Source organism: Curtobacterium sp. P97, from assembly GCF_023712445.1.
Lineage (GTDB): Bacteria > Actinomycetota > Actinomycetes > Actinomycetales > Microbacteriaceae > Curtobacterium.
The window spans coordinates 250,953-274,968 of record NZ_JAMAYF010000001.1; the positions used below are offsets into that span (position 1 = coordinate 250,953).

The window sequence follows — 24,016 nt, forward strand, 5'->3', positions numbered from 1 at the left end:
TGGGCCCTCGTGTCAGCGGCTGCGTTCGACGACGGACTCGGCGAAGCGGGTCAGCGCGCGCTTCACGGTGCCGTCGGGCAGCGGTTCCAGGGCCTCGACCGCCTCCTCCGCCCAACGGACGGCGACGGCGCGGGTGGCGGTGGTGGCTTCGTGCTCGCGCAGCGCGGCGACGGCCGACCGGTACGGCGCGGAGTCCACGGCGTCGTCGGGGGCGTCCTTCACGTCGTGCTCGATCCGGGCGAGCAGGTCGGCCGCGCCGTCGTCGGCGGCGGCCAGGCGACGCAGCTGCAGCAGCGGCAGGGTGTCCACGCCGGCGCGCAGGTCGTTGCCGGCGATCTTGCCGGTGCGGTCCTTCGCCGGGGCGAGGTCGATGACGTCGTCGACGAGCTGGAAGGCGACGCCGACCTTCTCGCCGAAGGTCCCGACGGCGTGCAGGTAGGCGCGGTCGGCTCCGGAGAACATCACGCCGGCGCGGGCCGCGGTGGCGATCAGCGAGCCCGTCTTGTCGCTGAGCACCTGGATGTAGTGCTCGACCGGGTCGTCCCCGGGCTGCGGGCCCGTCGTCTCGTGCAGCTGCCCCATGCAGAGGCGCTGGAAGGTCTCCGCCTGCATCCGGATGCCCTCGGTCCCGAGGTCGGCGGTGATCAGGCTGGCACGTGCGAAGAGCAGGTCGCCGGTCAGGATCGCGACGTTGTTGCCGTAGGTCACGTGCGCCGCCGGGACCCCCCGGCGGACCGGGGCCTCGTCCATGACGTCGTCGTGGTACAGCGACGCCAGGTGGGTGGTCTCGATGCTCACCGCGGCCTTGACCACCGCGTCGGTCACCCCGTTGCCCAGCTGCGCGATGAGCAGCGTCAGCGTCGGCCGGATGCGCTTGCCGCCCGCCGAGAGCAGGTAGCGGCTCGTGGTGTCCGCCAGGGTGTCGGTCGAGCGCATGGCCTCCTCGAGGCCCTGCTCGACGAGCTCGAGCCCGTCGTCGACCGCGCTGATGAAGCGGCGCTCGGACGGGGTCGCGAACAACCGCTCGCCGATGCCCAGCGAGGCGCGGAGGCTCGGTGCGCGGCGTGCGACCGGGACGCTCGGGTTCAAGTGCTGCTCCGTGTTCGGGGTCGGGTGACCGGTCAGGCGTCGCCGGGTTCGACGCTCGGCTGCTCGCCGGTGTGCTGGTGCTCGCGACGGGCCTTCGCCCGGCGGGCGACGGACTCGCGGACCGTGCCCGCGACGGGCTTGCGGCCGCGGTGCAGCGCCACGATGCCCGCGGTCAGGTTGCGGTGGGCGACCATCGTGAAGCCGACGCCGCGCAGCCACTGGCTGAGGACCTGCTGGTCGGGCCACGCCTCGATCGACTCGGCCAGGTAGCGGTAGGCCGCCGGGTTGCTGCTCGACAGCCGCGCGATGCCCGGGAGCACGCGCTTGAGGTACGCGCCGTAGCCGAAGCGCAGGAGCGCCACGGGCGGCGTGGAGAACTCGCAGATGACCAGTCGGCCCCCGGGCTTGAGCACCCGGAGCATCTCGGTGATCGCCTGCATCGGGTCGTTGACGTTGCGCAGGCCGAAGGAGATCGTCACCGCGTCGAACGAGTCGTCGTCGAACGGCAGGTGCTCCGCGTCACCCTCGACGAACGTGATCTCCGGGTGCCGCTCGCGCCCGACCGCGATCATGCCCGCCGACAGGTCGAGCGCCGTGACGTCGGCGCCCTTCTTCGCGAACGCCGCTGCGCTCGTGCCCGTCCCGGCCGCGATGTCGAGCACCCGCTCGCCCGGCTGGGGGTCGACCGCACGGACCGTCGCGACGCGCCACAGCGGGGCGTTGCCCGCCGAGAGGATGTCGTTCGTGAGGTCGTACTTCGCGGCGACGTCGTCGAACATGGCCGCCACCTCGTCCGGCCGCTTGCTCAGGTCCGCTCTGCTCACCGCACCATCCTAGAGGTCGCGGCCCCGGGCTGCCCGGACGCCCGGCCGGGGTCCGGCGGGTCGCTGCGCGCGTACGATCGGTCCGTGACCCGAACCACCACGGCGGCCCCCTCGCTCACGGTCTCGACCCGGATCCTCGACGACCCGGGGGACGTCCTGCGCCACACCCTGCGGGACGCGCCGCTGGCGTTCGTCCGGAGCGGTGACGGCATCGTCGGGATCGGCGAAGCGCTCCGGTTCACGTTCTCCGGAGCCGACCGCATGCGGCAGGCGTCGGCGGTGTGGCGTGACCTGGTGCAGGGCGCCACGGTGGACGACCCCGTGCAGCTGCGCGGCACCGGGCTGGTCGCGTTCGGGTCCTTCGCGTTCGCCGACGACTCCGCCGAGCAGAGCGTGCTCGTCGTGCCGCGCGTGGTGATCGGCAAGCGCCGCGGCAAGGCCTGGCTCACCGCCGTCGACACGACACCGGACCCGCAGCCCCTCGCGTTCTCGCGGACCTCGGTGCCGGTGCCGGCCGTCGGCGGGCACGTCTCGGTCGCCTTCGGCCCCGGCCGGGTCGACGAGGACGCCTACGCCGCGTCCGTCGCGGACGCCGTCCGTCGGATCACCGCAGGCGAGGCCGAGAAGGTCGTCCTGGCGCGCGACCTGGTCGGCACGCTGCCCGCCGGTGCCGACCGACGGGCGGTCCTGCTCGACCTGGCGGCGGCCTACCCGCAGTGCGTCACCTTCGCCGTCGACGGACTCGTCGGAGCGACCCCGGAGACCCTCGCCCGGACCGACGGCACGGAGCTGTCGGCGCGGGTGCTCGCCGGGAGCGCCGCGCGCGGCGACGACCCGGTGTCCGACCGGGCCGCGGCCGAGGCCCTGGCGTCGAGCGCGAAGGACGTCGAGGAGCACGGCTTCGCGATCACCAGCCTGCTGCAGGCGCTCCGGACCGTCGCCACCGACGTCCGCGCGGACCCCGAGCCGTTCCGGCTCCAGCTGCCGAACCTGTGGCACCTGGCCACCGACGTCCGCGCGACCCTGCCGGTCGGCACCACCTCGCTCGACGTCGCCGACGCCCTGCACCCGACCGCGGCCGTGGCGGGCACCCCCACCGACGTCGCCGTCCGACTGGTCGCCGAGCTCGAGGGCGTCGACCGCGGTCGCTACGCGGGGCCGGTCGGCTGGCTCGGCGCGAACGGCGACGGCGAGTGGATGCTCGCGCTCCGCAGCGCCCGGATCGACGACGACGGGACCGTGCGCGCGTGGGCCGGCGCGGGGATCGTCGCGGGGTCGGACCCGGCGCGCGAGGTCGCCGAGACCGCCCTGAAGTTCCGTCCGATCCGCGACGCGCTCGCCTGACCCCTGACCCCTGACCCCTGGCCTTCGGTCCCTGGCCCCCGTGGTCAGTCGGTCAGCGGCACCTCGACCACCAGGCGCTGGGCCGGATCGGTGAGTGCACCCTCGAGGTCGCCCCACGTCCCGGCCCGTCGGTAGGACCAGCCGAGACCGGTCACGACACGCTCGACGTCGACGTGCTGCGGTGTCGTCATCATGCGGCGCATGTCCTGCTCCGGGGTGGTCGCGGCGACCTCCAGCCCGCGGAAGATCGCACCGCCACCGTCGTTGCCGACGACGACCTGGACGCGGTGCGTCGGCTCCTCGGTCCCGGTGACGAACGCCCCGAGGTCGTGCAGGAAGGTCAGGTCGCCGACGAGCACCCGCGTGGTGCCGACGGAGTCGGGCGTCCGTTCGAGCGCGGCCGCGATGCCGAGTGCGGTCGAGACCGTGCCGTCGATACCGGCGAGACCGCGGTTGGCGTGCACCCGGACCTTCTTGCCCGGGACGTGCGCGTCGGCGACACGGATGAGCTGCGAGGCACCGAGGACGAGCCGGTCGTGCGGCCAGGTGGCGCCCCAGACGGCGTCGACCAGCATGGTGCGGTCGACGGGCCTGCGACGCAGGGCGACCTCGTCGCGCAGGTACCGGTTGCGCTCGGCGCGGTCCCCCGACCGCTTCGCGTCGAGGTCCGGACCGGCGTCACCGTCCCCGAGGAGCGCGCGACTGGTCGTCACCCACCGCCCGACCCACGCGCGGTGTCCCGGGGTGGTGCGGCCCGTCACGCGCACGTCGGACACGAAGGTGGTCGCGGCTTCCGGCCGGGAGGCACGGGCCGGGTCGAACGGGTCGGCCCCGGGTCCGCGGACCACGATCGTCTCGACGTCGGCCCGCTGCAGCAGGGCCGGGACCTCGCGACTGAGCGTCGGGTGTCCGAGGACGACCGCGCGACGGACCGCTCCGCCGAGCTCGGGGTCGCGCAGCAGCTCGCGGTAGGCGACGACCAGGTTGCGCCCGAACCGCGCGCCGCTCGACACCTCGGCCAGCAGCGGCGCACCGAGCTCCCAGGCGATCCGTTCGGCGTCCTCGCCGGCGTCGTGTCCGGCGATGACGACCGTCGCGGGTGCGTCGTCCGGCGCGAGTTCGACGACCGGCAGTCCGGCGTGCACCCGACGACGGGCGTGGTCGGTGTCGACCTCGTCGTGCGGCACGGCGGCGACGTCCTCGGCACGCAGCCCGGCGGAGAGCGGTTCGCGGAACGCGACGTTCAGCTGGACGGGACCGGGCTGCCCGGTGTGCCCGGCGGCGACGGCGACGGCCTCCCGGGCGAGCGTCCGGACGGCGTCCGCGTCGACAGCGCCGTCCGCGGTGGGCGCCTGCACGTCGCGCACGAAGGACACGGCAGGGCCGAACATGCCCGGCTGGACCGTGGTCTGGTTGCTGCCGAGGCCCCGCAGCTCGTCCGGCCGGTCGGCGGAGAGGACGACCATCGGCACGCCGGAGTGGTGCGCCTCGAGCACGGCAGGGTGCAGGTTGGCGACGGCGGTGCCCGAGGTCGTGACGACCGCGGCCGGACGGCCGGACTCGACGGCGAGCCCGAGGGCGAAGAACCCGGCGGTCCGCTCGTCGAGCCGGACGTGCACCGTCGTGCCGCCCGCGCGCTCGAGCGCGACCGCCGCGAGGGCGAGCGCCTGCGACCGGGAGCCCGGGCTGACGACGACGTCGGTCACCCCGGCACGGGCGAGTTCCCGCAGGAGTGCCAGGGCGAAGTCGGTGGCAGCGCTGCCGGACCCCGCGGACCCGTCAGCGATCGGCGGGGCGGTCGTCGTCTCGTTCGTCGCGGTCGCGTCGTTCATCGCGGAACTGGTCCTCGAGGTCTCGGAGGGTTTCGTCGTCCTGGTCCGTTCCGGTGCGGAGTGTCCCGGGGCCGCGCGGGCCGCCGAGGAAGTCGGGGTCGTCTTCGGGTCCACGGTACCGGGGCGTCGGCCCCGGGGTGGCGGGCGCCCGGCCGAGCACGAACCACAGCAGGCCACCGAGCACCGGGAGGACGAGCACGAGGAGGATCCACCACCCGCGCCGCAGGGAGCGGATGCGCTGCCGCGGCATGGTCGCGCAGTCGATGACCGCGTAGACCGTGAAGGCCACGGCGGCGACGGCGATGATCAACCACAGACGGACCATGCGACGACTCTAGGCAGCGCGCCTGGGACCGGGCTGCCCGTCAGCCGGTGCACGAACGACGCCACGTAGGATCATAGGGTGAAAGCGTGGCTCGTCTACACCCTTGCCCGACTCGGCATCTTCGCCGCGGCGCTGGCGGTCCTGTTCGTCATCGGCCTGCGGTGGTACTGGGCGGCGATCGGCGCCGCGCTGATCGGTCTGCTCGTGTCGTACATCGCGCTGCCCGGGCTCCGCGGTCGGGTGACCTCGGACATCGCCGCTCGCCGGGGTCGACCGGAGCGGGACGCCGACTCGGACTTCGAGGACGACTTCGTCGACGCCGCCGACACCGACGCGGCCGACACCGGTGCGCCCGCCGCCGACCGAGCGGTCTCGGACGCCGACCGGCACCGCGCGCGTCGCGAGCACGACGAGGACTAGTCCCGGTCCTCGTCGTTCGGGCGGGCGGTCGAGCGACCGAGGTCGAGCGGCGGACCGACCTCGGTCCCCGCGTCCGACGCTGCTACGGCAGGAGGACCAGGGTCAGGCCGAGCACCACGCCGTAGGCGAGCGACGCGAACGACGACAGCTGCAGCGCCGTGATGAGCTCGCGGGGCTTGCGGGACGAGACGCCGATCGCGAGCGCGGGGAGCGCGAGCAGGAGCGAGAAGTACGCGAAGCCGGTGCGGAAGTACAGCAGCACGAACCAGAGCAGCACCACGTACGGCAGCATCAGGAACAGGCCGAACAGGACCCGTGCGACGGGTCGGCCGACCACGACGGCGAGCGTGCGCTTGCCGGCCTGTCGGTCCTCGTCCACGTCGCGGATGTTGTTGACCATGAGCACGGCGCAGGCGAAGAACCCGGCGGCCACCGCAGCCGCCCAGCCGCTCGTGGTGACCGCCTGGATCTGCACGTACTGGGTGCCGAGCACGGCGACCAACCCGAAGAACACGAAGACGAAGACCTCGCCGAGGGCGTTGTAGCCGTAGGGCTTCTTCCCGCCCGTGTAGTACCAGGCCGCGACGATCGCCGCCGCCCCGACGAGGAGCAGCCACCACGTGCCGGTGAGCAGCACGATCACCAGTCCGGCGACCGCAGCCAGTCCGAAGAACGTGAGCGCGACCGTGAGCACGGTGCGCGGCTTCGCCAGCCCCGCACCCGTGAGCCGGGCCGGGCCGACGCGGAACTCGTCGGTGCCCCGGACGCCGTCCGAGTAGTCGTTGCTGTAGTTCACGCCGATCTGCAGGAACAGCGCGACCGCGAGCGCGAGCAGGGCGACCGCCAGGTGGTGGTCGCGGCCGAGGTACGACCCGAAGTCGCCCGGTTCACCGGAGTCGACGAACGCGACGCCGGTGCCGAGCACGACCGGCACGACGCCGAGCGTGAGGGTCCGGAGCCGGGCGCCGCCGATCCAGTCGCTCGCGGTCGCCCGCTGCTTCGTGCGCTGCGGTGCCGCGGCCTTCGCCGGGTTGCCGCTGCGGCCCTTGACCGGGGTCCTGTTCTTCGTACGTGCCACGGCCGACCATCGTATCCGTGACCGCTAGGGGGTCGGTGCGCCCCCGCGGTCCGCGAGTGCCCGGACGGCCCGGCGGTCGGGCTTGCCGGACGCGAGCATCGGCACCGCGTCGACGACCAGGACCTCCGCGGGACGGGCCGCACGGCCCAGGGTCTCCGCGACGTGGGCGCGGACCTCGTCGAGGTCGAGCGGACGTTCCGTGACGACGACGGGCACCTCGCCCCACTCCCCGGACGTGCGCCGCGTGACGACCGCGGCGTCCTGGCCCGCGAGCTCGCGCACGCGCCGTTCCACCGCCCCGAGCGGGACCTTCTCGCCACCGGACACGATGACGTCGTCGAGCCGCCCGAGCACCCGCAGCCGTCCGTCGTCGTCGGTGGTCGCAGCGTCGCCGGTCCGGTACCAGCGGTGGCCGTCGCGCTCGACGAAGGTCCGGGCCGTGCGCTCGGGGTCGTCGAGGTACCCCTCGGCGAGCATCGGGCCGGCCAGTTCGAGGGCGCCGTCGACGAGTTCCGCGCGGACCGTCCCGAACGGCGTGCCGTCGTACACGCAGCCACCGCTCGTCTCGCTCGCGCCGTACGTCGTGACGACCCGGACACCGGCGTCGAGGGCACGCTGCTGGAGCGGTGCGGGCGTGGCCTGGCCCCCGACGAGCACGGCGTCGAAGCGGGTCGCGGCGGCGGTGGCGCGGGGGTCGTCGAGCACGCGGGCGAGCTGCACCGGGACGAGCGAGGTGTAGCGCCGCGGCGCCTCGGGACCGACGTCGAGCCGGTCCACCGCGTCGGCGAACGCCCGGCCGTCGAAGTGTCCCGGCGGGAGGACGACGGGCGTCGTGCCCGCCGTGACCGATCGGGTCAGCACGTTGAGCCCGGCGATGTAGTGCGTCGGCAGCGCGAGCAGCCACCGGCCGGGCCCGCCGAGCGTCGCGTCGGCGGACGCGGCGCCCGCGAGCAGCGCCTCCGACGACAGTGCCACGCGCTTGCCGGTCCCGGTGGAACCGCTCGTCTCGACCACCAGGGCGACCCGGCGGGCGACGTGCGACGGCGGGCGCGTGGGCAGCGCCGGGCCGTCCTCGGCGACGGGGAGCAGCGCGGGTCCGCCGGCGAGGGCAGCCTCCAGGCCGCGCAGCACCGCCGACGGGTCGGACGCGCCGACGGCGACCAGCGCGCGGTTCACCGGTGGGCCCGCGGGGTCAGTAGTGCCACGGGAAGGACGTCCACTCCGGCGGGCGCTTCTCGAGGAAGGCATCGCGGCCCTCGACCGCCTCGTCGGAGGCGTAGGCGAGGCGCGTCGCCTCGCCCGCGAAGACCTGCTGGCCGACCATGCCGTCGTCCACGGCGTTGAACGCGTACTTGAGCATGCGGATGGCGGTCGGGGACTTGCCGAGGATCGTCTCGCCCCACCGGATCGCCTCGCGTTCGAGGTCCTCGTGCCGGACCACCCTGTTCACCGCGCCCATCTCGTACGCGCGCTGCGCCGAGTACTCCTCCGCGAGGAAGAAGACCTCGCGCGCGAGCTTCTGGCCGATCTGGCGGGCGTAGTAGGCGCTGCCGTACCCGCCGTCGAAGGACCCCACGTCGGCGTCGGTCTGCTTGAACCGGCCGTGCTCCGCGCTCGCGATCGTCAGGTCCGCGACGGCGTGCAGCGAGTGCCCGCCGCCGGCGGCCCACCCGGGCACGACGGCGATGACGACCTTCGGCATCATGCGGATGAGGCGCTGGACCTCGAGGATGTGGAGCCGCCCCATCGACGCCTGGGCGGCAGCGGGGTCGACGCCCTCCGGCGGGGCGCCCTCGTCGCCGACGTACTGGTAGCCGCTGCGGCCGCGGATGCGCTGGTCACCGCCGGAGCAGAAGGCCCAGCCCCCGTCCTTCGGGCTCGGGCCGTTGCCCGTGAGCAGGACGACACCGACGCGGGGGTCCTGTCGCGCGTCGTCGAGGGCGCGGTACAGCTCGTCGACGGTGCGGGGGCGGAAGGCGTTGCGGACCTCGGGCCGGTCGAACGCGACGCGGACGATGCCCTGCGAGACGTGCTTGTGGTACGTGATGTCGGTGAAGTGCTCAGCGACCGGTGCGGCGGTCCAGACGTCGGGGTCGAACAGGTCGGAGACGGGAGCAGCCATGTGCCCACCGTATCGCCGGCGCCCGGCGCCGGCCCGCGCCCGAGGCGGGCCGTGGTGCGGTGCCGTCCCGCGCTAGGTGCCCGAGAGGGCCTCGGGCACGAGGACGACGAGCAGCACGATGAGGATGACCGGGTTCGCGAAGAAGGCGAGCACGACCCCGATCGCGCCGTACCAACGGCCGAACGACCCGACCGCGGCGATGAAGCCGAGCACCGCAGCGATGAGGGTGAGGAAGACCACCACGAAGCAGATGCCGAACGCGAAGGTGGTGTCGCCGCCCATGAAGACCGCGAACGCACTCGCGTCGACCGCGGCGGAGACGACGGCGAGCCCGAGGGCGATCTTGCCGACGATCGGGTTCCGACGCCGCCGGGCGGACCGTTCGAGGGCCCGGGCGTCGACGGTGTTCCGCTGCATCAGCCGCTCGAAGTCGCCCGTGTCACCGGACCGGCTCCCGGCGCTCGCTGTCGGCCGTGTCGTCCCGGGGGCGGCGGCACGCTGCGGCGCCGTCGGTCGCGCGGCACCGGAGCGCTGCACTGCCGAGCGCTGGGCTGCGGCACGTTGGGCCGCCGCGCGCTGGGCCGCGGTCGGCTGCGCGGCCGCACGCGGCGCTGCTGCACGCTGCGCGGCTGCGCGCTGCTGCGGATCCGACGCCACCGGCCCTCCCTCTCTCGGTCCCCTCACGGACGCGCCACGGTGGTCCGTGACGACGCCGGCGCTGGGCCGACCGGTGCATGCTAGTGCCCGGCCCTGGCGGTCGGCTCCGAGGAACCGGCGGGAGCGCTGGACGCGCGACCAGCCCCTGCCGCCCACCGCGTCCGGGCACCGCACCTGCCCGTGCGCGAGGATGGGGTGTGCTCCCCGACCTCGCCGACCTGACCGCCGACGCCCACGTCGTCGCACTCCCGATGCGCGTCCGCTTCCGCGGCATCACCGTCCGCGAGGCCCTGGTGCTCCGCGGACCCACCGGGTGGACCGAGTTCTCGCCCTTCGTCGAGTACGACGACCGGGAGGCGACCGCGTGGCTCCGGAGCACGATCGACTTCGGGTGGACCGAGCACGACCCCGCCGCCGACGCCGTGCCCGTCAACGCCACGGTGCCCGCCGTCGGACCGGACGCGGTCGCCGACCTCCTGGCCCGCTACCCCGGCTGCACGACCGCGAAGGTCAAGGTCGCCGAGCCCGGCACGAGCACCGACGACGACGTCGCCCGCGTCGCCGAGGTCCGTCGGCTGATGGGGCCGGAAGCGGCCGTCCGGGTGGACGCCAACGGGCTCTGGTCCGTCGACCAGGCCGTCGAGGCCCTCGAACGACTCGCGCCGTACGGACTCCAGTACGCCGAACAGCCGTGCCGGTCGGTGCCGGAACTCGCTGAGCTCCGACGCCGGATCGCGGGACTCGACGTGCCTGTGGCCGCGGACGAGAGCGTGCGCCGGGCCTCGGACCCGCTCGCCGTCGCCCGGGCGGGGGCGGCGGACGTGCTCGTCGTGAAGGCCCAGCCCCTCGGCGGGGTCACCGCGGCACGGGCGATCGTGGCCGAGGCGGGGCTGCCGTGCGTCGTGTCGAGTGCGCTCGACACCTCCGTGGGGCTCGGGACCGGGGCGTTCCTCGCGGCGGCGGCTATGAGCCCCGGCTACGCCGCCGGGCTCGGGACGGCGGCCATGTTCGAGACGGACGTCACCGACACGCCCCTGCTGCCGGTCGACGGTCGCGTGCCGGTCCGCCGTGCGGAGGTGTCGCGGGAGCTGCTGGAGCGGAACGCGGCATCGCCGGAGCGGACGGCGTGGTGGCTCGCGCGGCTGGAGCGCGTCCACGCCCTGCTCGCCGCCGCGTAGACCGGGCTGCCGCGGGCGACGACGAGGGAGCAACCGACCGAACGGTGTCCGGGCGGCGACGAGCGCGCAGGACGTGCCGCTCACGTCCGCCGGACGGGCGAGACTCGTCGGCCTCGACCCCGAGCGTGACAGATCGTGCGCATTCACGCGAGGCAGGAACGCCCGGACACGACGGACGGGAGGCGCGGTGCCCGATGGCACCGCGCCACCCGTCCGTCCCGGGGTCGCCGCCGCAGCGACGCCCGGTCGGCCTCACAGGCCGGAGTAGCTGTGCAAGCCCTTGAAGAAGACGTTGACGACCGAGAAGTTGAACATCACCGCGGCGAACCCGATGAGCGCCAGCCACGACGACCGCGCACCGCGCCACCCGCGGGTCGCACGCGCGTGGATGTACCCGGCGTAGACCACCCAGATGATGAAGGTCCAGACCTCCTTGGTGTCCCACCCCCAGTACCGGCCCCAGGCGCGCTCGGCCCAGACCGCACCCGCGATGAGCGTGAAGGTCCACAGCACGAAGCCGACGAGCAGCACGCGGTAGGTCAGGACCTCGAGCCGTTCGGCGTCGGGGAGCGTCTCCATGAAGCGGAGCTGCTTCGACGCGGGACGACCCTGGCGGTACGTCTGCACGAGCTGCGCCACGGCGAGCCCGGCGCCGAGGGCGAAGAAGCCCGTCCCGGCGATCGCGACGAAGACGTGGATGACCAACCAGTACGACTGCAGCGCGGGCTGGAGCGGCACGACGGGCACCCAGTAGTTCACGGTCGCGATGCCGAGCAGGATGATCGTCAGACCGGTGATGAACACACCGAGGAACTTCAGGTTCTGCCAGAGCTGCACGAGCAGGAAGATCAGCGTGATGAGCGCCGTGCCCGTGAGCGAGAACTCGAACATGTTGCCCCACGGGACACGGTCGGCCGCGATGCCGCGCAGGACCGTGGCACCGACGTGCAGCACGAGCGCGAGGATCGTCATCGCCATGCCGACCCGCTCGAACTTCGTCCCGCCGCCGCCGGGGCGACCCCGGTCGGCCTCGACCTTCTCGAGCACGACCGTCCCGCCCTGCACCGTCGCGACGGTGCGCGCGGCGGGCGCTGCCGGCGCAGCAGCCGAGGCGGACGCCACCTGACCCGACCGCTTCGCCATGTCGAGCGCGAACGAGATGAACGCGATGACGTAGACCGCCATCGCGGAGTACGTCAGGACGACCGAGTAGGTCGCGAGGTTGGTCGTCATGTCCGGGTTCACGCAGGGATCCTAACTCCGAGGTCCGACAGGTGCCTCTTGGCGATGTCGTCGACGGCGCGCTCGAGGTTGGGGTCCTCGCCGCGCGCCAGACCGGCGTACTCGAGGTCGTACTCGCCGTGCTCGGCTCCCCGGCGCGGGACCGCCTTCACCCACACGCGGCGGCGGGGCACGAACAGCGAGGTGAGCAGGCCGAGCACCGCGAGCACCGCGAACCCGGCGACGAACGCCTGCGAGGGGTCGTGGTGCACGTCGAGCGAGACGTAGCGCTTCACGCCGTCGAAGGTGATCGAGCCGGTACCGTCCGGCAGGGTCTTCGTCTGACCGGGCTTCAGCTCGATGCTCGGGGTCGTCGACTGCCGCCCGGCGATCTGCTCGAGACCGCTGGTGTCGAGCGAGTACACGCTCTGCGGGACGCCGCTGTCGAGACCGAGGTCGCCGCGGTACACCTGCAGGGTCAGGAGCGGGTTCTGCGCGTCCGGGTAGGCACTGGCGAACGCGCCGGTCGACAGCTTCGACGCCGTCGGGTAGAAGAACCCGACGAGCCCGAGCTGCGACGGCGAGGCGTCGGGCACCTTGATGACGCCGGTGGACGTGTAGTTCGCGTCCTCGGGCAGGAACGGCACGACGTCCTGGAACGCCACGTTCCCCTTGCCGTCGCGGATCGTGACCTGCATCGCGTAGCCGTTGCCGAGCAGGTAGACGTTCGTGCCACCGACCGACAGCGGGTCGTTCACGCCGATGCGACCGGTCTTCGGCTCCTGGCCCTTCTCGCGGCTCGTCACCGTCGCCGAGTAGTCCAGTGCCTGGCCGAGGGCGTCGAGGTTCTTCTCCTCGTACGTCGTGGTGAACTTGTCGAGCGTCAGGTTGTAGCCCTGCAGGTCGGTCTGCCGGAACCAGCGGCCGGGGTTGAACGAGTCGTAGGAGCCGAGGACGTTCGAGAACGTCTGCCCCTCGACCAGGAGTCGCTGCCCGGTGTAGCTGAAGCCACCGCCGAGGCCGACCGCCACGAGCACGCCGACGAGCGCCGCGTGGAAGACGAGGTTGCCGGTCTCGCGCAGGTACCCGCGCTCCGCGCTCACGGAGTCGCCGAACCGCTCGACCCGGTAGCCGGACCGCTTGAGCAGTGCCGCCGCGCGCGTCACGGCCTCGTCGACGGACGGGAGGCTCGTGGTCGCGTCCGCCTCGACCGGGACGGACCGGTAGCCGGCGAGTCGGCCGAGACGCACCGGCGTCCTCGGCGGTCGCGTCCGGAGCGCCTGCCAGTGGTGCTTCGTGCGCGGGACGATGCACCCGATGAGCGAGACGAACAGCAGCAGGTAGATCGCCGAGAACCACACCGAGGTGTAGGTGTCGAAGACCTGCAGTGTGTCGAGCACGGGGAAGAGCTGCGGGTGGTCCGCCTTGTACTGCACGACGCCGTTCGGGTCGGCGGTGCGCTGCGGCACGAGGGATCCCGGGATCGCCGCGAGCGCCAGGAGCATGAGCAGGAAGAGCGCCGTGCGCATGCTCGTCAGCTGCCGCCAGAAGAAGCGGACGTAGCCGACGAACCCGAGCTTCGGCTGCGTCGGGCCGTCGTCCGCTCCGGGGGCCGGTGCGGCACTGTCGACGTGGTCGGACGGCCGCATCGGGTCGGCGCCCGCGGACACGTCGTCCGCGGACCCCGGTCCGCTACCCGACTGCTCGGGGGTGGTGTCGCGCTCAGACCGCGGGGACAAAGCTCTGGATCACCGCCCCGAGGCTCGACATGACGGCCGACCAGATGCCGGTGACCATGAGCAGACCGATGACGATCAGGATCGCTCCTCCGATGATGTTGACGGTGCGCATGTGACGCTTCACGATGCGGATCGCGCCGGTCGCCCACCCGGCGCCGAGCGCGACGAGGACGAACGGGATGCCGAGCCCGAGGCAGTACGCGACGCCGAGCCACATGCCCTGCCACGCGCTGCCGGACTGCACGCTGAGCAGGTTGATCGCTGCGAGCGTCGGCCCGAGGCACGGGGTCCAGCCGAGGCCGAACACGATGCCGAGCAGCGGCGCCCCGACCAGGCCCGTCGCGGGGGTCCACGACGGCTTGATCGAGCGCTGCAGGAAGGTGAAGCGTCCGATGAACACCAGGCCCATCGCGATCACGACGACACCGAGGACCTGCGTGATGAGGTCACGCCACCGGACGAGCCAGAAGCCGAGCGCACCGAAGACCGTCGTGTATGCGACGAACACCGCGGTGAAGCCGAGCACGAAGAGCACGACGCCGAGCACGACCCGACCGCGGCGCTGCCCACCCTCGGCGATCCCGCCGACGTACCCGAGGTAGCCCGGTACGAGCGGGAGCACGCACGGGGAGAGGAACGACACGAGCCCGGCCAGTGCTGCCACGGGCAACGCGACCAGCATCTGGCCGCTCAGGATCGCGTCCGCGAAGGGGTTGCCGGGCACGGGTCAGGACGCCTTGCCGTCGAGCTCGTCGCTGACCAGGGTCTGCAGGATGCTCTTGCCGTCGATCGCGCCGAGGACGCGGGCGGCGACGCGGCCCTGCTTGTCGAGGACGATCGTGGCGGGCACGGCGTTCGGAGCGATCTGCCCGGACAGCGCGAGCTGCACGGTGCCGTCGCGGGCGTCGAGGACGGTCGGGTAGTCGACGCCGAAGGTGCGCTCGAACGCCGCCGCCGTGCCCTCCTCGTCACGCACGTTGACGCCCACGAAGACCACGTCGTCGTCGGCGTACTGGTCGTGCACCTGGTTGAGGTACTTCGCCTCGGCCCGGCACGGCGGGCAGCCGGCGTACCAGAAGTTGAGCACGACGACCTTGCCGCGGAGCTCCTCCGCCGAGACGGTGTCGCCGTCGGTGTCCTTCGTCGTGAAGTCGACCGGGGCGCTCCGCTCGTCCGTCGCGACCTCGGTCACCGCACCGGTGCCGGAGATGTAGTTCTGGGTGGTGCCGCTGCCGTACTGGCGGGACAGGTCGTCGTTCGACGACGAGCACCCGGCGAGCGCCAGGGCTGCGATCACCGCCGAGGCCGCGACGGCGGCGATCCGGCTGCGTGCGGACATCAGACTGCTCCTTCGTCGACCGCGGACGCACGCAGGGACTGCGCGGGGTCCGCGTACCCGACCTCGGCGAAGCGACCGGACGAGGTGGCGGGCACACGCTCGAGGGTCGTGATGCTGGACAGGTCGCACCGACGCTTGCGCGGGTCGTGCCAGAGCGGCTCCCCCGCGAGCTTGCGGTGCACGGTCCAGATGGGGAGCTGGTGGCTGACGAGGACGACGTCGCCGCCGTCGACGCTCTCCCAGGCGGAGGCGACCGCGGCGAGCATGCGGTTCGCGATGGACTCGTAGGCCTCGCCCCAGCTCGGCCGGAACGGGTTCGCGATCCAGGGCCACTCCGCAGGGCGTCCGATGGAGCGCTTCGTGAAGCCGGGGCGCTGGCCCTCGTAGCGGTTCGTGGGCTCGATCAGGCGCTCGTCGAGCGAGACCTCGAGCCCGTAGGCGGCGGCCCAGGGCGCCGCGGACTCCTGCGTGCGCTGCAAGGGCGACGCGACGATCCGTCGGACGTCGACCCCGGCGTCGTGCCAGGCGGTCGCCGACGCACCGGCCATCCGGGCGCCGAGTTCGCTGAGCCCGAAGCCGGGCAACCGGCCGTAGAGCACGCGCCCCGGGTTGTGGACCTCGCCGTGCCGGACGAGGTGGATCCGTGTCGCGGGCATGGGTTCCAGTCTAGGTCGCTCCACCGTCATCACCCGCCCCACAGCGGATTCACCGGATGTGCGACCGTTCAGCCCCTGCGACCGTTCGGCGCTGCCCGGTCGCTGCCGTCAGCCCAGCCGTCCGGTCAGTCGGCCGTGCAGTGCCACCGACCCGGTGTTCAGGTTCACGACCTCGACGGTCGAGCCGTGCCGCGCGTACCGCTGCTCCACGCCGTCGAGTGCCGCGACGGTGCTGGCGTCGAACACGTGCGCGCCCGACATGTCCACGATCACCCGCTCCGGGTCCTCGGCGTAGGAGAACCGCGTCACCAGGTCGTTGGACGACGCGAAGAACAGGGCACCGTGCACGCGGTACCGCACGGTGCGCTCGTCGACCGGCTCGCGCACCACGGACACGACGTGCGCCGCGCGACGGGCGAAGACGAGGGCCGCGACGACCACGCCCACCAGCACACCCGTCGCGAGGTTCTGGGTGACGACGACCACCACGACGGTCACGACCATGACCGCCGTCTCGCCGAGCGGCATCCGCCCGAGCGTGCGGGGCCGGACGCTGTGCCAGTCGAAGGTCGCGACGCAGACCATGAGCATCACGGCCGTCAGGGCCGCCATCGGGATCTGCGCGACGAGGTCGTGCAGCGCGATGGTCAGGACGAGCACCGCCGCGCCCGCCGTGAAGGTCGACACCCGGGTCCGGGCGCCGGCGGTCTTCACGTTGATCACGGTCTGGCCGATCATCGCGCAGCCACCCGTGCCGCCGAAGAACGCCGAGGCGATGTTGGCGATGCCCTGGCCCCACGACTCGCGCCAGCCGCTGGACCGGGTCTCGGTCAGGGAGTCGACGAGCTGCGCGGTCAGGAGCGTCTCGATGAGGCCGACGATCGCGACCCCGAACGCGTACGGCGCGATGATCTGCAGGGTCTCGAGCGACAGCGGGACCGTGATGCCGCCGAACCCGGGCAGCGCGGTCGGCAGGGAGCCCTCGTCGCCGACCGTCGGCACCGCGACCCCGAACACGATCGTGATCGCCGTGACCACGACGACCGCGATCAACGGCGCGGGGACGGCCTTGGTCAGGAAGGGGAACGCGACGATGATGCCGATGCCGAGCGCCGTCAGCGGCCAGACCACGAACGGGACGTCGTCGCCGAGGAGGTTGGGCAACTGCGCCGTGAAGATCAGGATCGCCAGCGCGTTGACGAAGGCCACGTTGACGCTGCGCGGGATGAAGCGCATCAGTCGGGCCACCCCGAGGAAGCCGAGCACCAGCTGGACCACACCGCCGAGCACCACCGCGGGGACGAGGTAGGCGACGCCGTGGTCGCGCACGAGCGGAGCGATCACGAGCGCGACCGATCCGGCGGCGGCCGAGATCATCGCGGGTCGCCCGCCGACGATCGAGATGACCACCGCGATGACGACGCTCGAGAAGAGGCCGACGGCCGGGTCGACCCCGGCGACGACCGAGAAGGAGATGGCTTCGGGGATGAGGGCGAGCGCCGTGACCACGCCGGCCAGGACCTCACGGGTGAGGAGCCGGGGCGACCGGAGCGCGGTGAGGACGGTGGGTGCCGCGGGGGCGAGCGGTGCGAGGGACATCGCCAGCGACCATACCCTGACGTGAGGGGAGGGTTGCGCCGGGCAGACGAGCACTCCGAGCGATCTCGCGCGGCGGTCTGCCACCATGGCTCCCGTGCACGCGATCGACTCCCCCGCCCCGACGCCGGGCGACACCATGCACATCGGTGAGCTCGCCGAGCGCGCCGGCATGTCCCTGCGGACGATCCGGCACTACGACGAGGTCGGGCTGCTCGTGCCGAGCGGACGGACCACCGGAGGGTTCCGGGTCTACACGGCGCAGGACCTCGAGCGACTGCTCGTCATCCGTCGGATGAAGCCGCTCGGGTTCTCGCTGGACGAGATGGCAGAGCTCCTGCGCGTCGTCGACGCCCTCGCCGACGCCGGACCCGAGGACCAGCCGGCACTCGCCGCCCGCCTCGACGCGTCGCTCGAGGACGCCCGCACCCGGCACGCGAAGCTCGTCGAACGGGCCGGCATGGCTGAGGAGTTCATCGGCACGCTCAGCACGCTGCGCGCCACGCTCCCCTGAGCCCCGGACGACACCCGGCAAGCGGACGACACCAGCCGGTCACCGCTCGACCTGCAGCTCCCCGGCCTCGATCAGCCGTGCCCGCTCACGCCGAGCCGCTCGCCACTCCTCCTGACGACGCAGCAACTCGTCGTGCTCCCAGATGAGACGCCGCGCCTTCCACGGGCGGAACCGGTACCGACGGCGCACCCGCTGCCGCCACTCCTCCCGACGTCGTCCGACCAGCGCCAGGACCGGGTCCTCAATCGTCATGCCTCCCCCTTCCGGTGATGAGTCCGAGTACCAGCGTTCCGAAGACGGCGTCGTCCCCGCGAAGGATCTGCATGTCGTACATCGCGTTCGCCCCGACGTCACCGACCTCCGACCGGCCGACGTCGCCGTCGCACACCTGGTCGACCGTCCACACGAACCGCGCCCAGGCCCGGTCGCGTTCCTCGCGCCCGACGTCCCGCCGCCACCGCACCAGCGCCCAGACGCCTCCCACGGCCGCGCCGACCAACGTCAGCACCGACCCGACCGCAGCCGCGACCACCGCCGCCACCGCGACGGGCGGCCAGGCCGCGAGCCCCGCTCCCGTTGCCGTCATCCGGGATCCCCTCTCGACTCGCGACCCGACCACACGGACGACGCTACGGACGTGCCGGGGCCGAACCGCGCCTCCCGGCCGACGCTGTGGAGAGAACGGACCGGGACCCCACCTGTGGAGGAGGCCGTAGACTCGACGACCGTGATCGAACGCACCCGCATCGCCGACCTCGCCGCCCTCCCCGACGGCCCCGTTGCCGTCGCCGGCTGGGTGGAGACCGTCCGCGACCAGAAGAAGGTCCAGTTCGTCGTCCTCCGCGACGAGACCGGCGCCGCGCAGCTGGTGAACCCCGCCACGCGCGAGGCCGAGGACGGCGACGACGACGCCCAGGCCCGGCTCACCGTCACGAACGAGGTCTCCGGGCTCGCGCACGGCACCTTCGTGCACGTCCGCGGCACCCTGAAGCACGACGAGCGCGTGAAGCTCGGCGGGCTCGAGGTCAAGGTCGGCTCGCTCGAGGTGGTCAGCGCCGCGAAGCCGGAGACGCCCATCGCGGACGACTCCTCGCTCGACAAGCGTCTCGACTGGCGCTTCCTCGACCTGCGCAACCGCAAGCAGAACCTGATCTTCCGCATCCAGACGACGCTGGAGCACGCGTTCCGCACCTACTGGGTCGAGCGCGACTACATCGAGATCCACACCCCGAAGCTGATGGCGTCGGCGTCCGAGTCGCGCGCCGAGCTCTTCCAGCTCGAGTACTTCGAGACCACCGCCTACCTGGCGCAGTCCCCGCAGAACTTCAAGCAGATGGCGCAGCCCGCCGGCTTCGGCGCGGTGTTCGAGATCGCGGACGCGTTCCGTGCGGACCCGTCCTTCACGAGCCGTCACGCCACCGAGTTCACGAGCGTCGACGCCGAGATCTCGTGGGTCGAGTCGCACGCCGACGTCATGGCGATGCACGAGGAGCTCCTCGTCGCGGGCTTCACCGCCGTCAAGGACAAGTACGGCAAGGAGATCGAGGAGGTCTTCGGCTTCGAGTTCGTCGTCCCGACCGCTCCGTTCCCCCGCGTCACCCTGGCCGAGGCCCGGAAGATCGTCGCCGACAGCGGACACGACGTCGTGCGGGCGGACGGCGACCTGGACCCCGAGGGCGAGCGTCGCGTCAGCGCCTGGGCGAAGGAGACGCACGGCTCGGAGTTCGTGTTCGTCACGGACTACGACGCCTCGATCCGCCCGTACTACCACATGCGTCACGCCGACGACCCGACGCTCACGAACAGCTACGACCTGCTGTTCAACGGCGCCGAGATCTCCACGGGTGCCCAGCGTGAGCACCGCGTCGACGTGCTCGAGGCGCAGGCCGTCGAGAAGGGCCTCGACCCCGAGGAGCTCGGCTGGTACCTCGACTTCTTCCGCTACGGCGTCCCGCCGCACGGCGGCTTCGGCATGGGCCTCGCCCGCGTGCTCATGCTCGCCCTGCACGAGCCGTCCATCCGCGAGGTCACCTACCTGTTCCGCGGACCGACGCGCCTGACCCCGTAGTCACCACCGACGACGACGACGGCCACCCTCCGACAGGAGGGTGGCCGTCGTCACGTGCGGGCAGGGAGGCGCGGGTCAGCTCTCCCAGTCGATGGCCGCCCGCCCCGTGACGAGCTCGCGGATCTCCGCTGCCGCCGCCTGGTGCTCCGGGTGGAACTGGTACTCGTCGAGACCGGCGAGGTCGTCGAAGGTCGCCACGACGGCCAGGTCCTGGTTCTTCCCCGGGTAGGCCACGTTGTCGACGACCTCGAGCGACCGGATCGAGCCGATCGTGCCGACGAGCCCGGTCAGGAGCTCGCGGACGTGCTCGATCGTCGCGGTGCGGTCGAGGTCCTCGCGGACGGTCCAGGAGACGACATGGTGGATCATGCGCTGGCCTCGGCCTTCTCTGCCTTCTCTGCCTTCTCGAGGGCACCGTGCAGCCGGTCGGCGTCCACGTGCCAGTTGCTGTGGACCCGGCCGTCGACGAGGACGACCGGGATGTCCTCGGCGTACTCCTCGCGCAGCGCGTCGTCGTCGAGGATCGACCGCTCCTCGAGGGTCACACCGGGGTGGGCGGCCACGACCTGCTCCACGACCGGACGGGCGTCGTCGCAGAGGTGGCAGCCGGGCTTCGTCAGGAACGTCACGGCGGGCATGTCCCCACGATAACGCGCCCGGGAACACGAAAGCCCCGGCGGACCGGGGCTTCGGGTGCAAGTACTGGACTTACTTCTTGTTGCGACGCTGGTGACGCGTCTTGCGAAGGAGCTTGCGGTGCTTCTTCTTCGCCATGCGCTTGCGACGCTTCTTGATGACAGAACCCATAGTGGACCTCGCTCGGAACGATGCAGATGTGTGGACACCGGGCCCGAAGAGACCGCGGAAAATCAACCCGGCCGAGTCTAGCGGAGCGCAGCGGTCCTGTCGAACGGGCGCGCGCCGGGCCGACCTCAGCCGACGTCGGCGATGCCGCCGCGCAGGAGTTCGGCGACCGCCGACTCCGGGACGCGGAAGGACCGGCCGAACCGGATCGCGGGGAGCTCCCCCGCGTGCACCATGCGGTACACCGTCATCTTCGAGACGCGCATCATCTCGGCCACCTCAGCGACGGTGAGGAAGCGCACGTCGTCGAAACTGCCGGTCATGGTCCGCCTTCGGGTTCCCGCGGATCGCGCGGGGTCGGTGTGACCAGTGTGGTCAAGGGCGAGTGTAGGGGCGCGTGGGACCACGTGTCCAGGAGACTCCGAGCGGACGCTCGACCGTGCTGCGCGAGGGGTCTCCCACCCGTCGGTCAGTCGTCCTCACCGCGGCGCGTGAAGCGCTTCCGGCTGCGGTCGACGACACGCTCCCAGCCCTGCTGCGCACCCGAGAACGCGGCGGTCGCTCGGTGCGAGGCCTCCGCCATGACGCGACCCAGCTCGGTGCCGACCTCGACGGTGGACCGCGCTGCGGTGCCGGTCCGGCGGAACGAGACCGGCTGCCCGTCGAGCGTCCACGAGGTCGTCGCCGGGGTACCGTCCGCGTCGACCGCTCCCGTGAAGGGGACGACCCACTCCTCGAGCCGGACGAGCGGCTCCGGGTCGAGCCGGTAGAAGCGGTGCTGGCCCTCCTCACGGCTGGAGACGAGACCGTGGTCGCGCAGGACGCGGAGGTGCTTCGACACGGTCGGCTGGCTGACGCCGATCTTCTCGACGAGCTGCCCGACGCTGAGTTCGCCGCCGGTGGCGTCCGAGCCGTACGCCGTCAGCAGCGCCCCGAGCAGCTCGCGCCGGGTCGGGTCCGCCACGACGGTGAAGATGTCGGCCATGCGGCAAGGCTAGCCGGACCCGTACGCATGTACCATGACCGCTGACCTGCCCACGGCTCCGGAGGCACAGGATGCTCGACCGCACCGAGCCGCTCAACCGGCACACGCCGACGAGCGGGGTGAGACGGCGTCTGGACGGTGCCCTCGGCGTCCTCCGGTCGTCGCCGTCGCGACTCGCGATCCTGGTGTTCGTCGCGCTGATCCTCATCTTCACGACCCTGTTCATGACGCCCTGGGCGGCTGCGGACCGGACCCCGACGCACTTCGCGGACGCACTGTTCACGGCGGCGTCGGTCGTCTGCGTGACCGGGCTGGCGACGGTCGACATGGCCACGCACTGGTCGGTCTTCGGCAAGGTGCTCATCGTCGTCGGGACCCAGATCGGCGCCGTCGGCGTCCTCACCTTCGCCTCGATCCTCGGCCTGGTCGTGACACGACGGCTGGGGCTCCGCGCCAAGCTCATCGCCGCCGGCGACTCGAACCCGCTCCGCACGCACTCCGGCGCCGTCCCCGAGGGGCAGGCCGTGCGGCTCGGGGAGGTCGGCACGCTCCTGCTCACCGTGGCGGTGAGCACCCTGACGATCGAGATCGCGATCGGCGTGCTCCTGCTGCCGTCCACGCTCGCCGCCGGCTACCCGTTCTGGACCGCCGTCGGGGACGCCTTCTACTACTCGGCGATGGCCTTCACGAACACGGGCTTCTCGCCGAACGCCGAGGGGCTCACCCCCTTCGCGAACGACTACTGGTTCCTGTCGCTCCTCATGGTCGCGGTCGTGGCGGGCTCGATCGGGTTCCCGGTGATCCGGGCCGTCACCAAGCAGTTCCGCACCCCGCGGCGGTGGCCCATCCACGTGAAGCTCACGCTGGCCACCAGCGCGGTGCTGCTCGTCCTCGGCGCGGTCGTCTACACGGCGCTCGAGGCCTCGAACCCCCGCACGCTCGGGGACGCCGGCGCCGGACACACCGCGTTCCAGGCGCTGTTCTTCTCGACGATGACGCGGTCCGGCGGGTTCGCCACGATCGACGTCGAGCAGATGCACGGCGCCAGCCTGCTCGTCACCGACATGCTCATGTTCATCGGTGGCGGTTCGGCGTCGACCGCCGGCGGCATCAAGGTGACGACGCTGGCGGTGCTCTTCCTGGCCGCGGTCGCCGAGGCCCGCGGGCGCCAGGGCATGGAGGCGTTCGGGCGCCGCATCCCCGGTGACGTCCTGCGCGTCGCCGTCGCGGTCGTGCTCTGGGGGGCGACGATCGTCGCCGTCATGACCGTGGTCCTGCTGCAGATCACCGGCGACTCGCTCGACCGCGTGCTCTTCGAGGTCATCTCCGCCTTCGCGACCTGCGGCCTGAGCTCCGGCATCTCCGCCGAGCTCCCGGAGGCGGGCAAGTACGTCCTCGCCGCCACGATGTTCCTGGGCCGGGTCGGTACAGTGACCATCGCCGCCGCGCTGGCCGCAAGCCAGAGCCGGCAGTTGTTCCGCCGCCCCGAGGAGAGGCCGATCGTTGGCTGACCGCCGTCCCCGCGCCGACCGTCGCGCACCCCACCCCGTCACCGGGGCCGTCAGCCACGACGCCCCCGTGCTCGTCCTCGGCCTCGGCCGCTTCGGCGCCGCCACCGCCGGTCAGCTCGAGCGCCAGCACCGCGAGGTCCTGGTCGTCGACACCGACGCCGGCCTCGTCCAGAAGTGGTCGGACCGCGTCACCCACGCCGTGCAGGCGGACGCGACGGACATCGACGCCCTGCGGCAGATCGGCGCGCAGGACTTCGCGATCGCGGTCGTGGCCGTCGGGTCGCACCTCGAGTCGAGCGTGCTCATCACCTCGAACCTCGTCGACCTCGGCATCCCGCAGATCTGGGCGAAGGCCGTCAGCCGCTCGCACGGCACGATCCTGTCCCGCATCGGGGCGAACCACGTCGTGTACCCGGAGCGCGAGGCCGGCGAACGGACCGCGCACCTGGTGTCCGGTCGGATGCTCGACTTCATCGAGTTCGACGACGACTTCGCGGTCGTCAAGATGTTCCCGCCGCGCGCCGTGCGCGGCAAGGACCTCGCCACGACCGTCATCCGGACCCGGCACGGCCTCACGGTGCTCGGCATCAAGTCGCCGGGCAGGGCGTTCGTGCCGGCAACCCCGGACAGCGTCATCGGCGAGGACGACGTCATCATCGTCTCGGGGACCGAGACCGACCTGGAGCGCTTCGCCGCGCTCGAGTAGCGACCCGA

Annotated in this window: 28 protein-coding genes; 7 read left to right on the forward strand and 21 right to left on the reverse strand. The window is 72.4% G+C overall.

Going from position 1 to position 24,016, the window contains the following annotated elements:
* Positions 1 to 12 precede the first annotated feature (12 nt).
* A complete protein-coding gene (locus tag M3677_RS01120) occupies positions 13 to 1,089 on the reverse strand; it encodes a polyprenyl synthetase family protein (protein ID WP_066655261.1) in 1,077 nt (358 codons plus the stop codon).
* A gap of 32 nt (positions 1,090 to 1,121) precedes the next feature.
* Positions 1,122 to 1,913 carry a demethylmenaquinone methyltransferase gene (locus M3677_RS01125; protein ID WP_066655267.1) on the reverse strand — a complete coding sequence of 264 codons (792 nt, stop codon included), beginning with the start codon at positions 1,911 to 1,913 and terminating at the stop codon, positions 1,122 to 1,124.
* 84 nt (positions 1,914 to 1,997) lie between these two features.
* Between M3677_RS01125 and M3677_RS01130 the strand changes: the two genes are divergently transcribed.
* The gene (locus M3677_RS01130) at positions 1,998 to 3,257 is read left to right on the forward strand and encodes an isochorismate synthase MenF (RefSeq protein WP_066655269.1); all 1,260 of its coding nucleotides are present in this window, start codon (positions 1,998 to 2,000) and stop codon (positions 3,255 to 3,257) included.
* Positions 3,258 to 3,301: 44 nt separating this feature from the next.
* Here M3677_RS01130 and menD read toward each other — a convergent pair whose 3' ends face one another.
* Both menD and M3677_RS01140 read right to left on the reverse strand, forming a co-directional pair.
* Positions 3,302 to 5,089, reverse strand: a complete 1,788-nt coding sequence (gene menD, locus M3677_RS01135) for a 2-succinyl-5-enolpyruvyl-6-hydroxy-3-cyclohexene-1-carboxylic-acid synthase (protein WP_251159580.1) — start codon at positions 5,087 to 5,089, stop codon at positions 3,302 to 3,304.
* A complete protein-coding gene (locus M3677_RS01140; protein WP_251154611.1) occupies positions 5,037 to 5,414 on the reverse strand; it encodes a PLDc N-terminal domain-containing protein in 378 nt (125 codons plus the stop codon). The genes menD and M3677_RS01140 overlap by 53 nt, the downstream gene beginning before the upstream one ends.
* A gap of 78 nt (positions 5,415 to 5,492) precedes the next feature.
* On the opposite strand from M3677_RS01140, the gene M3677_RS01145 reads away from it, so the two are divergent.
* Positions 5,493 to 5,834, forward strand: coding sequence for a DUF4229 domain-containing protein (locus tag M3677_RS01145; protein WP_066655275.1), 342 nt, complete (start codon positions 5,493 to 5,495; stop codon positions 5,832 to 5,834).
* A gap of 82 nt (positions 5,835 to 5,916) precedes the next feature.
* Here the strand turns inward: M3677_RS01145 and M3677_RS01150 are convergent, their stop codons facing one another.
* From M3677_RS01150 to M3677_RS01165, 4 genes are all read right to left on the reverse strand, one after another.
* On the reverse strand, positions 5,917 to 6,912 hold the full coding sequence (locus M3677_RS01150; RefSeq protein WP_235426349.1) for a 1,4-dihydroxy-2-naphthoate polyprenyltransferase: 996 nt from the start codon (positions 6,910 to 6,912) through the stop codon (positions 5,917 to 5,919).
* Positions 6,913 to 6,936: 24 nt separating this feature from the next.
* A complete protein-coding gene (locus tag M3677_RS01155) occupies positions 6,937 to 8,088 on the reverse strand; it encodes an AMP-binding protein (RefSeq protein ID WP_251159581.1) in 1,152 nt (383 codons plus the stop codon).
* Positions 8,089 to 8,104: 16 nt separating this feature from the next.
* Positions 8,105 to 9,034, reverse strand: coding sequence for a 1,4-dihydroxy-2-naphthoyl-CoA synthase (locus M3677_RS01160; RefSeq protein ID WP_066655279.1), 930 nt, complete (start codon positions 9,032 to 9,034; stop codon positions 8,105 to 8,107).
* A 72-nt stretch (positions 9,035 to 9,106) separates the two neighbouring features.
* Positions 9,107 to 9,451: a hypothetical protein gene (locus M3677_RS01165; protein ID WP_251159582.1), complete on the reverse strand. Its 345-nt coding sequence runs from the start codon at positions 9,449 to 9,451 to the stop codon at positions 9,107 to 9,109.
* Positions 9,452 to 9,888: 437 nt separating this feature from the next.
* Between M3677_RS01165 and M3677_RS01170 the strand changes: the two genes are divergently transcribed.
* Complete coding sequence (locus tag M3677_RS01170; RefSeq protein ID WP_251159583.1) at positions 9,889 to 10,869, forward strand: o-succinylbenzoate synthase; 981 nt, start codon at positions 9,889 to 9,891, stop codon at positions 10,867 to 10,869.
* Between the two features lie 252 nt (positions 10,870 to 11,121).
* Here M3677_RS01170 and ccsB read toward each other — a convergent pair whose 3' ends face one another.
* From ccsB to M3677_RS01200, 6 genes are all read right to left on the reverse strand, one after another.
* The gene (gene ccsB / locus M3677_RS01175) at positions 11,122 to 12,102 is read right to left on the reverse strand and encodes a c-type cytochrome biogenesis protein CcsB (RefSeq protein ID WP_209685265.1); all 981 of its coding nucleotides are present in this window, start codon (positions 12,100 to 12,102) and stop codon (positions 11,122 to 11,124) included.
* Positions 12,103 to 12,110: 8 nt separating this feature from the next.
* Positions 12,111 to 13,739 carry a cytochrome c biogenesis protein ResB gene (locus M3677_RS01180; RefSeq protein ID WP_066658460.1) on the reverse strand — a complete coding sequence of 543 codons (1,629 nt, stop codon included), beginning with the start codon at positions 13,737 to 13,739 and terminating at the stop codon, positions 12,111 to 12,113.
* Positions 13,740 to 13,812: 73 nt separating this feature from the next.
* The gene (locus M3677_RS01185) at positions 13,813 to 14,511 is read right to left on the reverse strand and encodes a cytochrome c biogenesis CcdA family protein (protein WP_251159651.1); all 699 of its coding nucleotides are present in this window, start codon (positions 14,509 to 14,511) and stop codon (positions 13,813 to 13,815) included.
* Positions 14,512 to 14,556: 45 nt separating this feature from the next.
* Positions 14,557 to 15,168 (reverse strand): TlpA disulfide reductase family protein, encoded by a 612-nt coding sequence (locus tag M3677_RS01190; protein WP_066655286.1) that lies wholly within the window; start codon positions 15,166 to 15,168, stop codon positions 14,557 to 14,559.
* Positions 15,168 to 15,824 carry a histidine phosphatase family protein gene (locus M3677_RS01195; protein ID WP_251159584.1) on the reverse strand — a complete coding sequence of 219 codons (657 nt, stop codon included), beginning with the start codon at positions 15,822 to 15,824 and terminating at the stop codon, positions 15,168 to 15,170. Before M3677_RS01195 ends, M3677_RS01190 begins: the two co-directional genes overlap by 1 nt.
* A gap of 108 nt (positions 15,825 to 15,932) precedes the next feature.
* Entirely contained in the window at positions 15,933 to 17,423 is a 1,491-nt protein-coding gene (locus M3677_RS01200; RefSeq protein ID WP_209685042.1) for a SulP family inorganic anion transporter, read from the reverse strand.
* Positions 17,424 to 17,559: 136 nt separating this feature from the next.
* Between M3677_RS01200 and M3677_RS01205 the strand changes: the two genes are divergently transcribed.
* Positions 17,560 to 17,934, forward strand: a complete 375-nt coding sequence (locus tag M3677_RS01205; protein ID WP_251159652.1) for a MerR family transcriptional regulator — start codon at positions 17,560 to 17,562, stop codon at positions 17,932 to 17,934.
* Positions 17,935 to 17,973: 39 nt separating this feature from the next.
* On the opposite strand, the gene M3677_RS01210 is transcribed toward M3677_RS01205, so the two are convergent.
* Both M3677_RS01210 and M3677_RS01215 read right to left on the reverse strand, forming a co-directional pair.
* Positions 17,974 to 18,186, reverse strand: coding sequence for a hypothetical protein (locus M3677_RS01210; protein WP_251159585.1), 213 nt, complete (start codon positions 18,184 to 18,186; stop codon positions 17,974 to 17,976).
* Positions 18,176 to 18,520 carry a hypothetical protein gene (locus tag M3677_RS01215; RefSeq protein ID WP_251159586.1) on the reverse strand — a complete coding sequence of 115 codons (345 nt, stop codon included), beginning with the start codon at positions 18,518 to 18,520 and terminating at the stop codon, positions 18,176 to 18,178. Before M3677_RS01215 ends, M3677_RS01210 begins: the two co-directional genes overlap by 11 nt.
* A gap of 141 nt (positions 18,521 to 18,661) precedes the next feature.
* On the opposite strand from M3677_RS01215, the gene aspS reads away from it, so the two are divergent.
* Positions 18,662 to 20,002 carry an aspartate--tRNA(Asn) ligase gene (gene aspS, locus M3677_RS01220; RefSeq protein ID WP_209685038.1) on the forward strand — a complete coding sequence of 447 codons (1,341 nt, stop codon included), beginning with the start codon at positions 18,662 to 18,664 and terminating at the stop codon, positions 20,000 to 20,002.
* A gap of 75 nt (positions 20,003 to 20,077) precedes the next feature.
* Here the strand turns inward: aspS and M3677_RS01225 are convergent, their stop codons facing one another.
* The 5 genes from M3677_RS01225 to M3677_RS01245 form a co-directional block, all read right to left on the reverse strand.
* Positions 20,078 to 20,371 (reverse strand): Dabb family protein, encoded by a 294-nt coding sequence (locus tag M3677_RS01225; protein ID WP_251159587.1) that lies wholly within the window; start codon positions 20,369 to 20,371, stop codon positions 20,078 to 20,080.
* Positions 20,368 to 20,640 (reverse strand): glutaredoxin family protein, encoded by a 273-nt coding sequence (locus tag M3677_RS01230; RefSeq protein ID WP_251159588.1) that lies wholly within the window; start codon positions 20,638 to 20,640, stop codon positions 20,368 to 20,370. Before M3677_RS01230 ends, M3677_RS01225 begins: the two co-directional genes overlap by 4 nt.
* A gap of 70 nt (positions 20,641 to 20,710) precedes the next feature.
* Entirely contained in the window at positions 20,711 to 20,809 is a 99-nt protein-coding gene (locus M3677_RS01235) for an AURKAIP1/COX24 domain-containing protein (RefSeq protein ID WP_003792170.1), read from the reverse strand.
* A gap of 125 nt (positions 20,810 to 20,934) precedes the next feature.
* Positions 20,935 to 21,129 carry a helix-turn-helix domain-containing protein gene (locus M3677_RS01240; protein ID WP_058729786.1) on the reverse strand — a complete coding sequence of 65 codons (195 nt, stop codon included), beginning with the start codon at positions 21,127 to 21,129 and terminating at the stop codon, positions 20,935 to 20,937.
* Between the two features lie 146 nt (positions 21,130 to 21,275).
* Positions 21,276 to 21,791: a helix-turn-helix transcriptional regulator gene (locus M3677_RS01245; RefSeq protein ID WP_066655298.1), complete on the reverse strand. Its 516-nt coding sequence runs from the start codon at positions 21,789 to 21,791 to the stop codon at positions 21,276 to 21,278.
* Positions 21,792 to 21,862: 71 nt separating this feature from the next.
* Between M3677_RS01245 and M3677_RS01250 the strand changes: the two genes are divergently transcribed.
* Both M3677_RS01250 and M3677_RS01255 read left to right on the forward strand, forming a co-directional pair.
* The gene (locus M3677_RS01250; protein WP_066655299.1) at positions 21,863 to 23,302 is read left to right on the forward strand and encodes a TrkH family potassium uptake protein; all 1,440 of its coding nucleotides are present in this window, start codon (positions 21,863 to 21,865) and stop codon (positions 23,300 to 23,302) included.
* A 67-nt stretch (positions 23,303 to 23,369) separates the two neighbouring features.
* Positions 23,370 to 24,008 carry a TrkA family potassium uptake protein gene (locus M3677_RS01255; protein ID WP_066655303.1) on the forward strand — a complete coding sequence of 213 codons (639 nt, stop codon included), beginning with the start codon at positions 23,370 to 23,372 and terminating at the stop codon, positions 24,006 to 24,008.
* Positions 24,009 to 24,016: the final 8 nt, after the last annotated feature.

Coding starts and splice junctions, on each gene's coding strand:
- M3677_RS01185 (WP_251159651.1), bottom strand. CDS start 14,511: ATGCTGGTCGCGTTGCCCGTGGCAGCACTGGCCGGGCTCGTGTCGTTC.
- M3677_RS01225 (WP_251159587.1), bottom strand. CDS start 20,371: ATGATCCACCATGTCGTCTCCTGGACCGTCCGCGAGGACCTCGACCGC.
- M3677_RS01235 (WP_003792170.1), bottom strand. CDS start 20,809: ATGGGTTCTGTCATCAAGAAGCGTCGCAAGCGCATGGCGAAGAAGAAG.
- M3677_RS01190 (WP_066655286.1), bottom strand. CDS start 15,168: ATGTCCGCACGCAGCCGGATCGCCGCCGTCGCGGCCTCGGCGGTGATC.
- M3677_RS01210 (WP_251159585.1), bottom strand. CDS start 18,186: ATGACGATTGAGGACCCGGTCCTGGCGCTGGTCGGACGACGTCGGGAG.
- M3677_RS01205 (WP_251159652.1), top strand. CDS start 17,560: ATGCACATCGGTGAGCTCGCCGAGCGCGCCGGCATGTCCCTGCGGACG.
- M3677_RS01245 (WP_066655298.1), bottom strand. CDS start 21,791: ATGGCCGACATCTTCACCGTCGTGGCGGACCCGACCCGGCGCGAGCTG.
- M3677_RS01250 (WP_066655299.1), top strand. CDS start 21,863: ATGCTCGACCGCACCGAGCCGCTCAACCGGCACACGCCGACGAGCGGG.
- M3677_RS01240 (WP_058729786.1), bottom strand. CDS start 21,129: ATGACCGGCAGTTTCGACGACGTGCGCTTCCTCACCGTCGCTGAGGTG.
- M3677_RS01140 (WP_251154611.1), bottom strand. CDS start 5,414: ATGGTCCGTCTGTGGTTGATCATCGCCGTCGCCGCCGTGGCCTTCACG.
- M3677_RS01215 (WP_251159586.1), bottom strand. CDS start 18,520: ATGACGGCAACGGGAGCGGGGCTCGCGGCCTGGCCGCCCGTCGCGGTG.
- M3677_RS01165 (WP_251159582.1), bottom strand. CDS start 9,451: ATGCAGCGGAACACCGTCGACGCCCGGGCCCTCGAACGGTCCGCCCGG.
- menD (WP_251159580.1), bottom strand. CDS start 5,089: ATGAACGACGCGACCGCGACGAACGAGACGACGACCGCCCCGCCGATC.
- M3677_RS01160 (WP_066655279.1), bottom strand. CDS start 9,034: ATGGCTGCTCCCGTCTCCGACCTGTTCGACCCCGACGTCTGGACCGCC.
- M3677_RS01195 (WP_251159584.1), bottom strand. CDS start 15,824: ATGCCCGCGACACGGATCCACCTCGTCCGGCACGGCGAGGTCCACAAC.
- M3677_RS01180 (WP_066658460.1), bottom strand. CDS start 13,739: ATGCGGCCGTCCGACCACGTCGACAGTGCCGCACCGGCCCCCGGAGCG.
- M3677_RS01200 (WP_209685042.1), bottom strand. CDS start 17,423: ATGTCCCTCGCACCGCTCGCCCCCGCGGCACCCACCGTCCTCACCGCG.
- M3677_RS01230 (WP_251159588.1), bottom strand. CDS start 20,640: ATGCCCGCCGTGACGTTCCTGACGAAGCCCGGCTGCCACCTCTGCGAC.
- ccsB (WP_209685265.1), bottom strand. CDS start 12,102: ATGACGACCAACCTCGCGACCTACTCGGTCGTCCTGACGTACTCCGCG.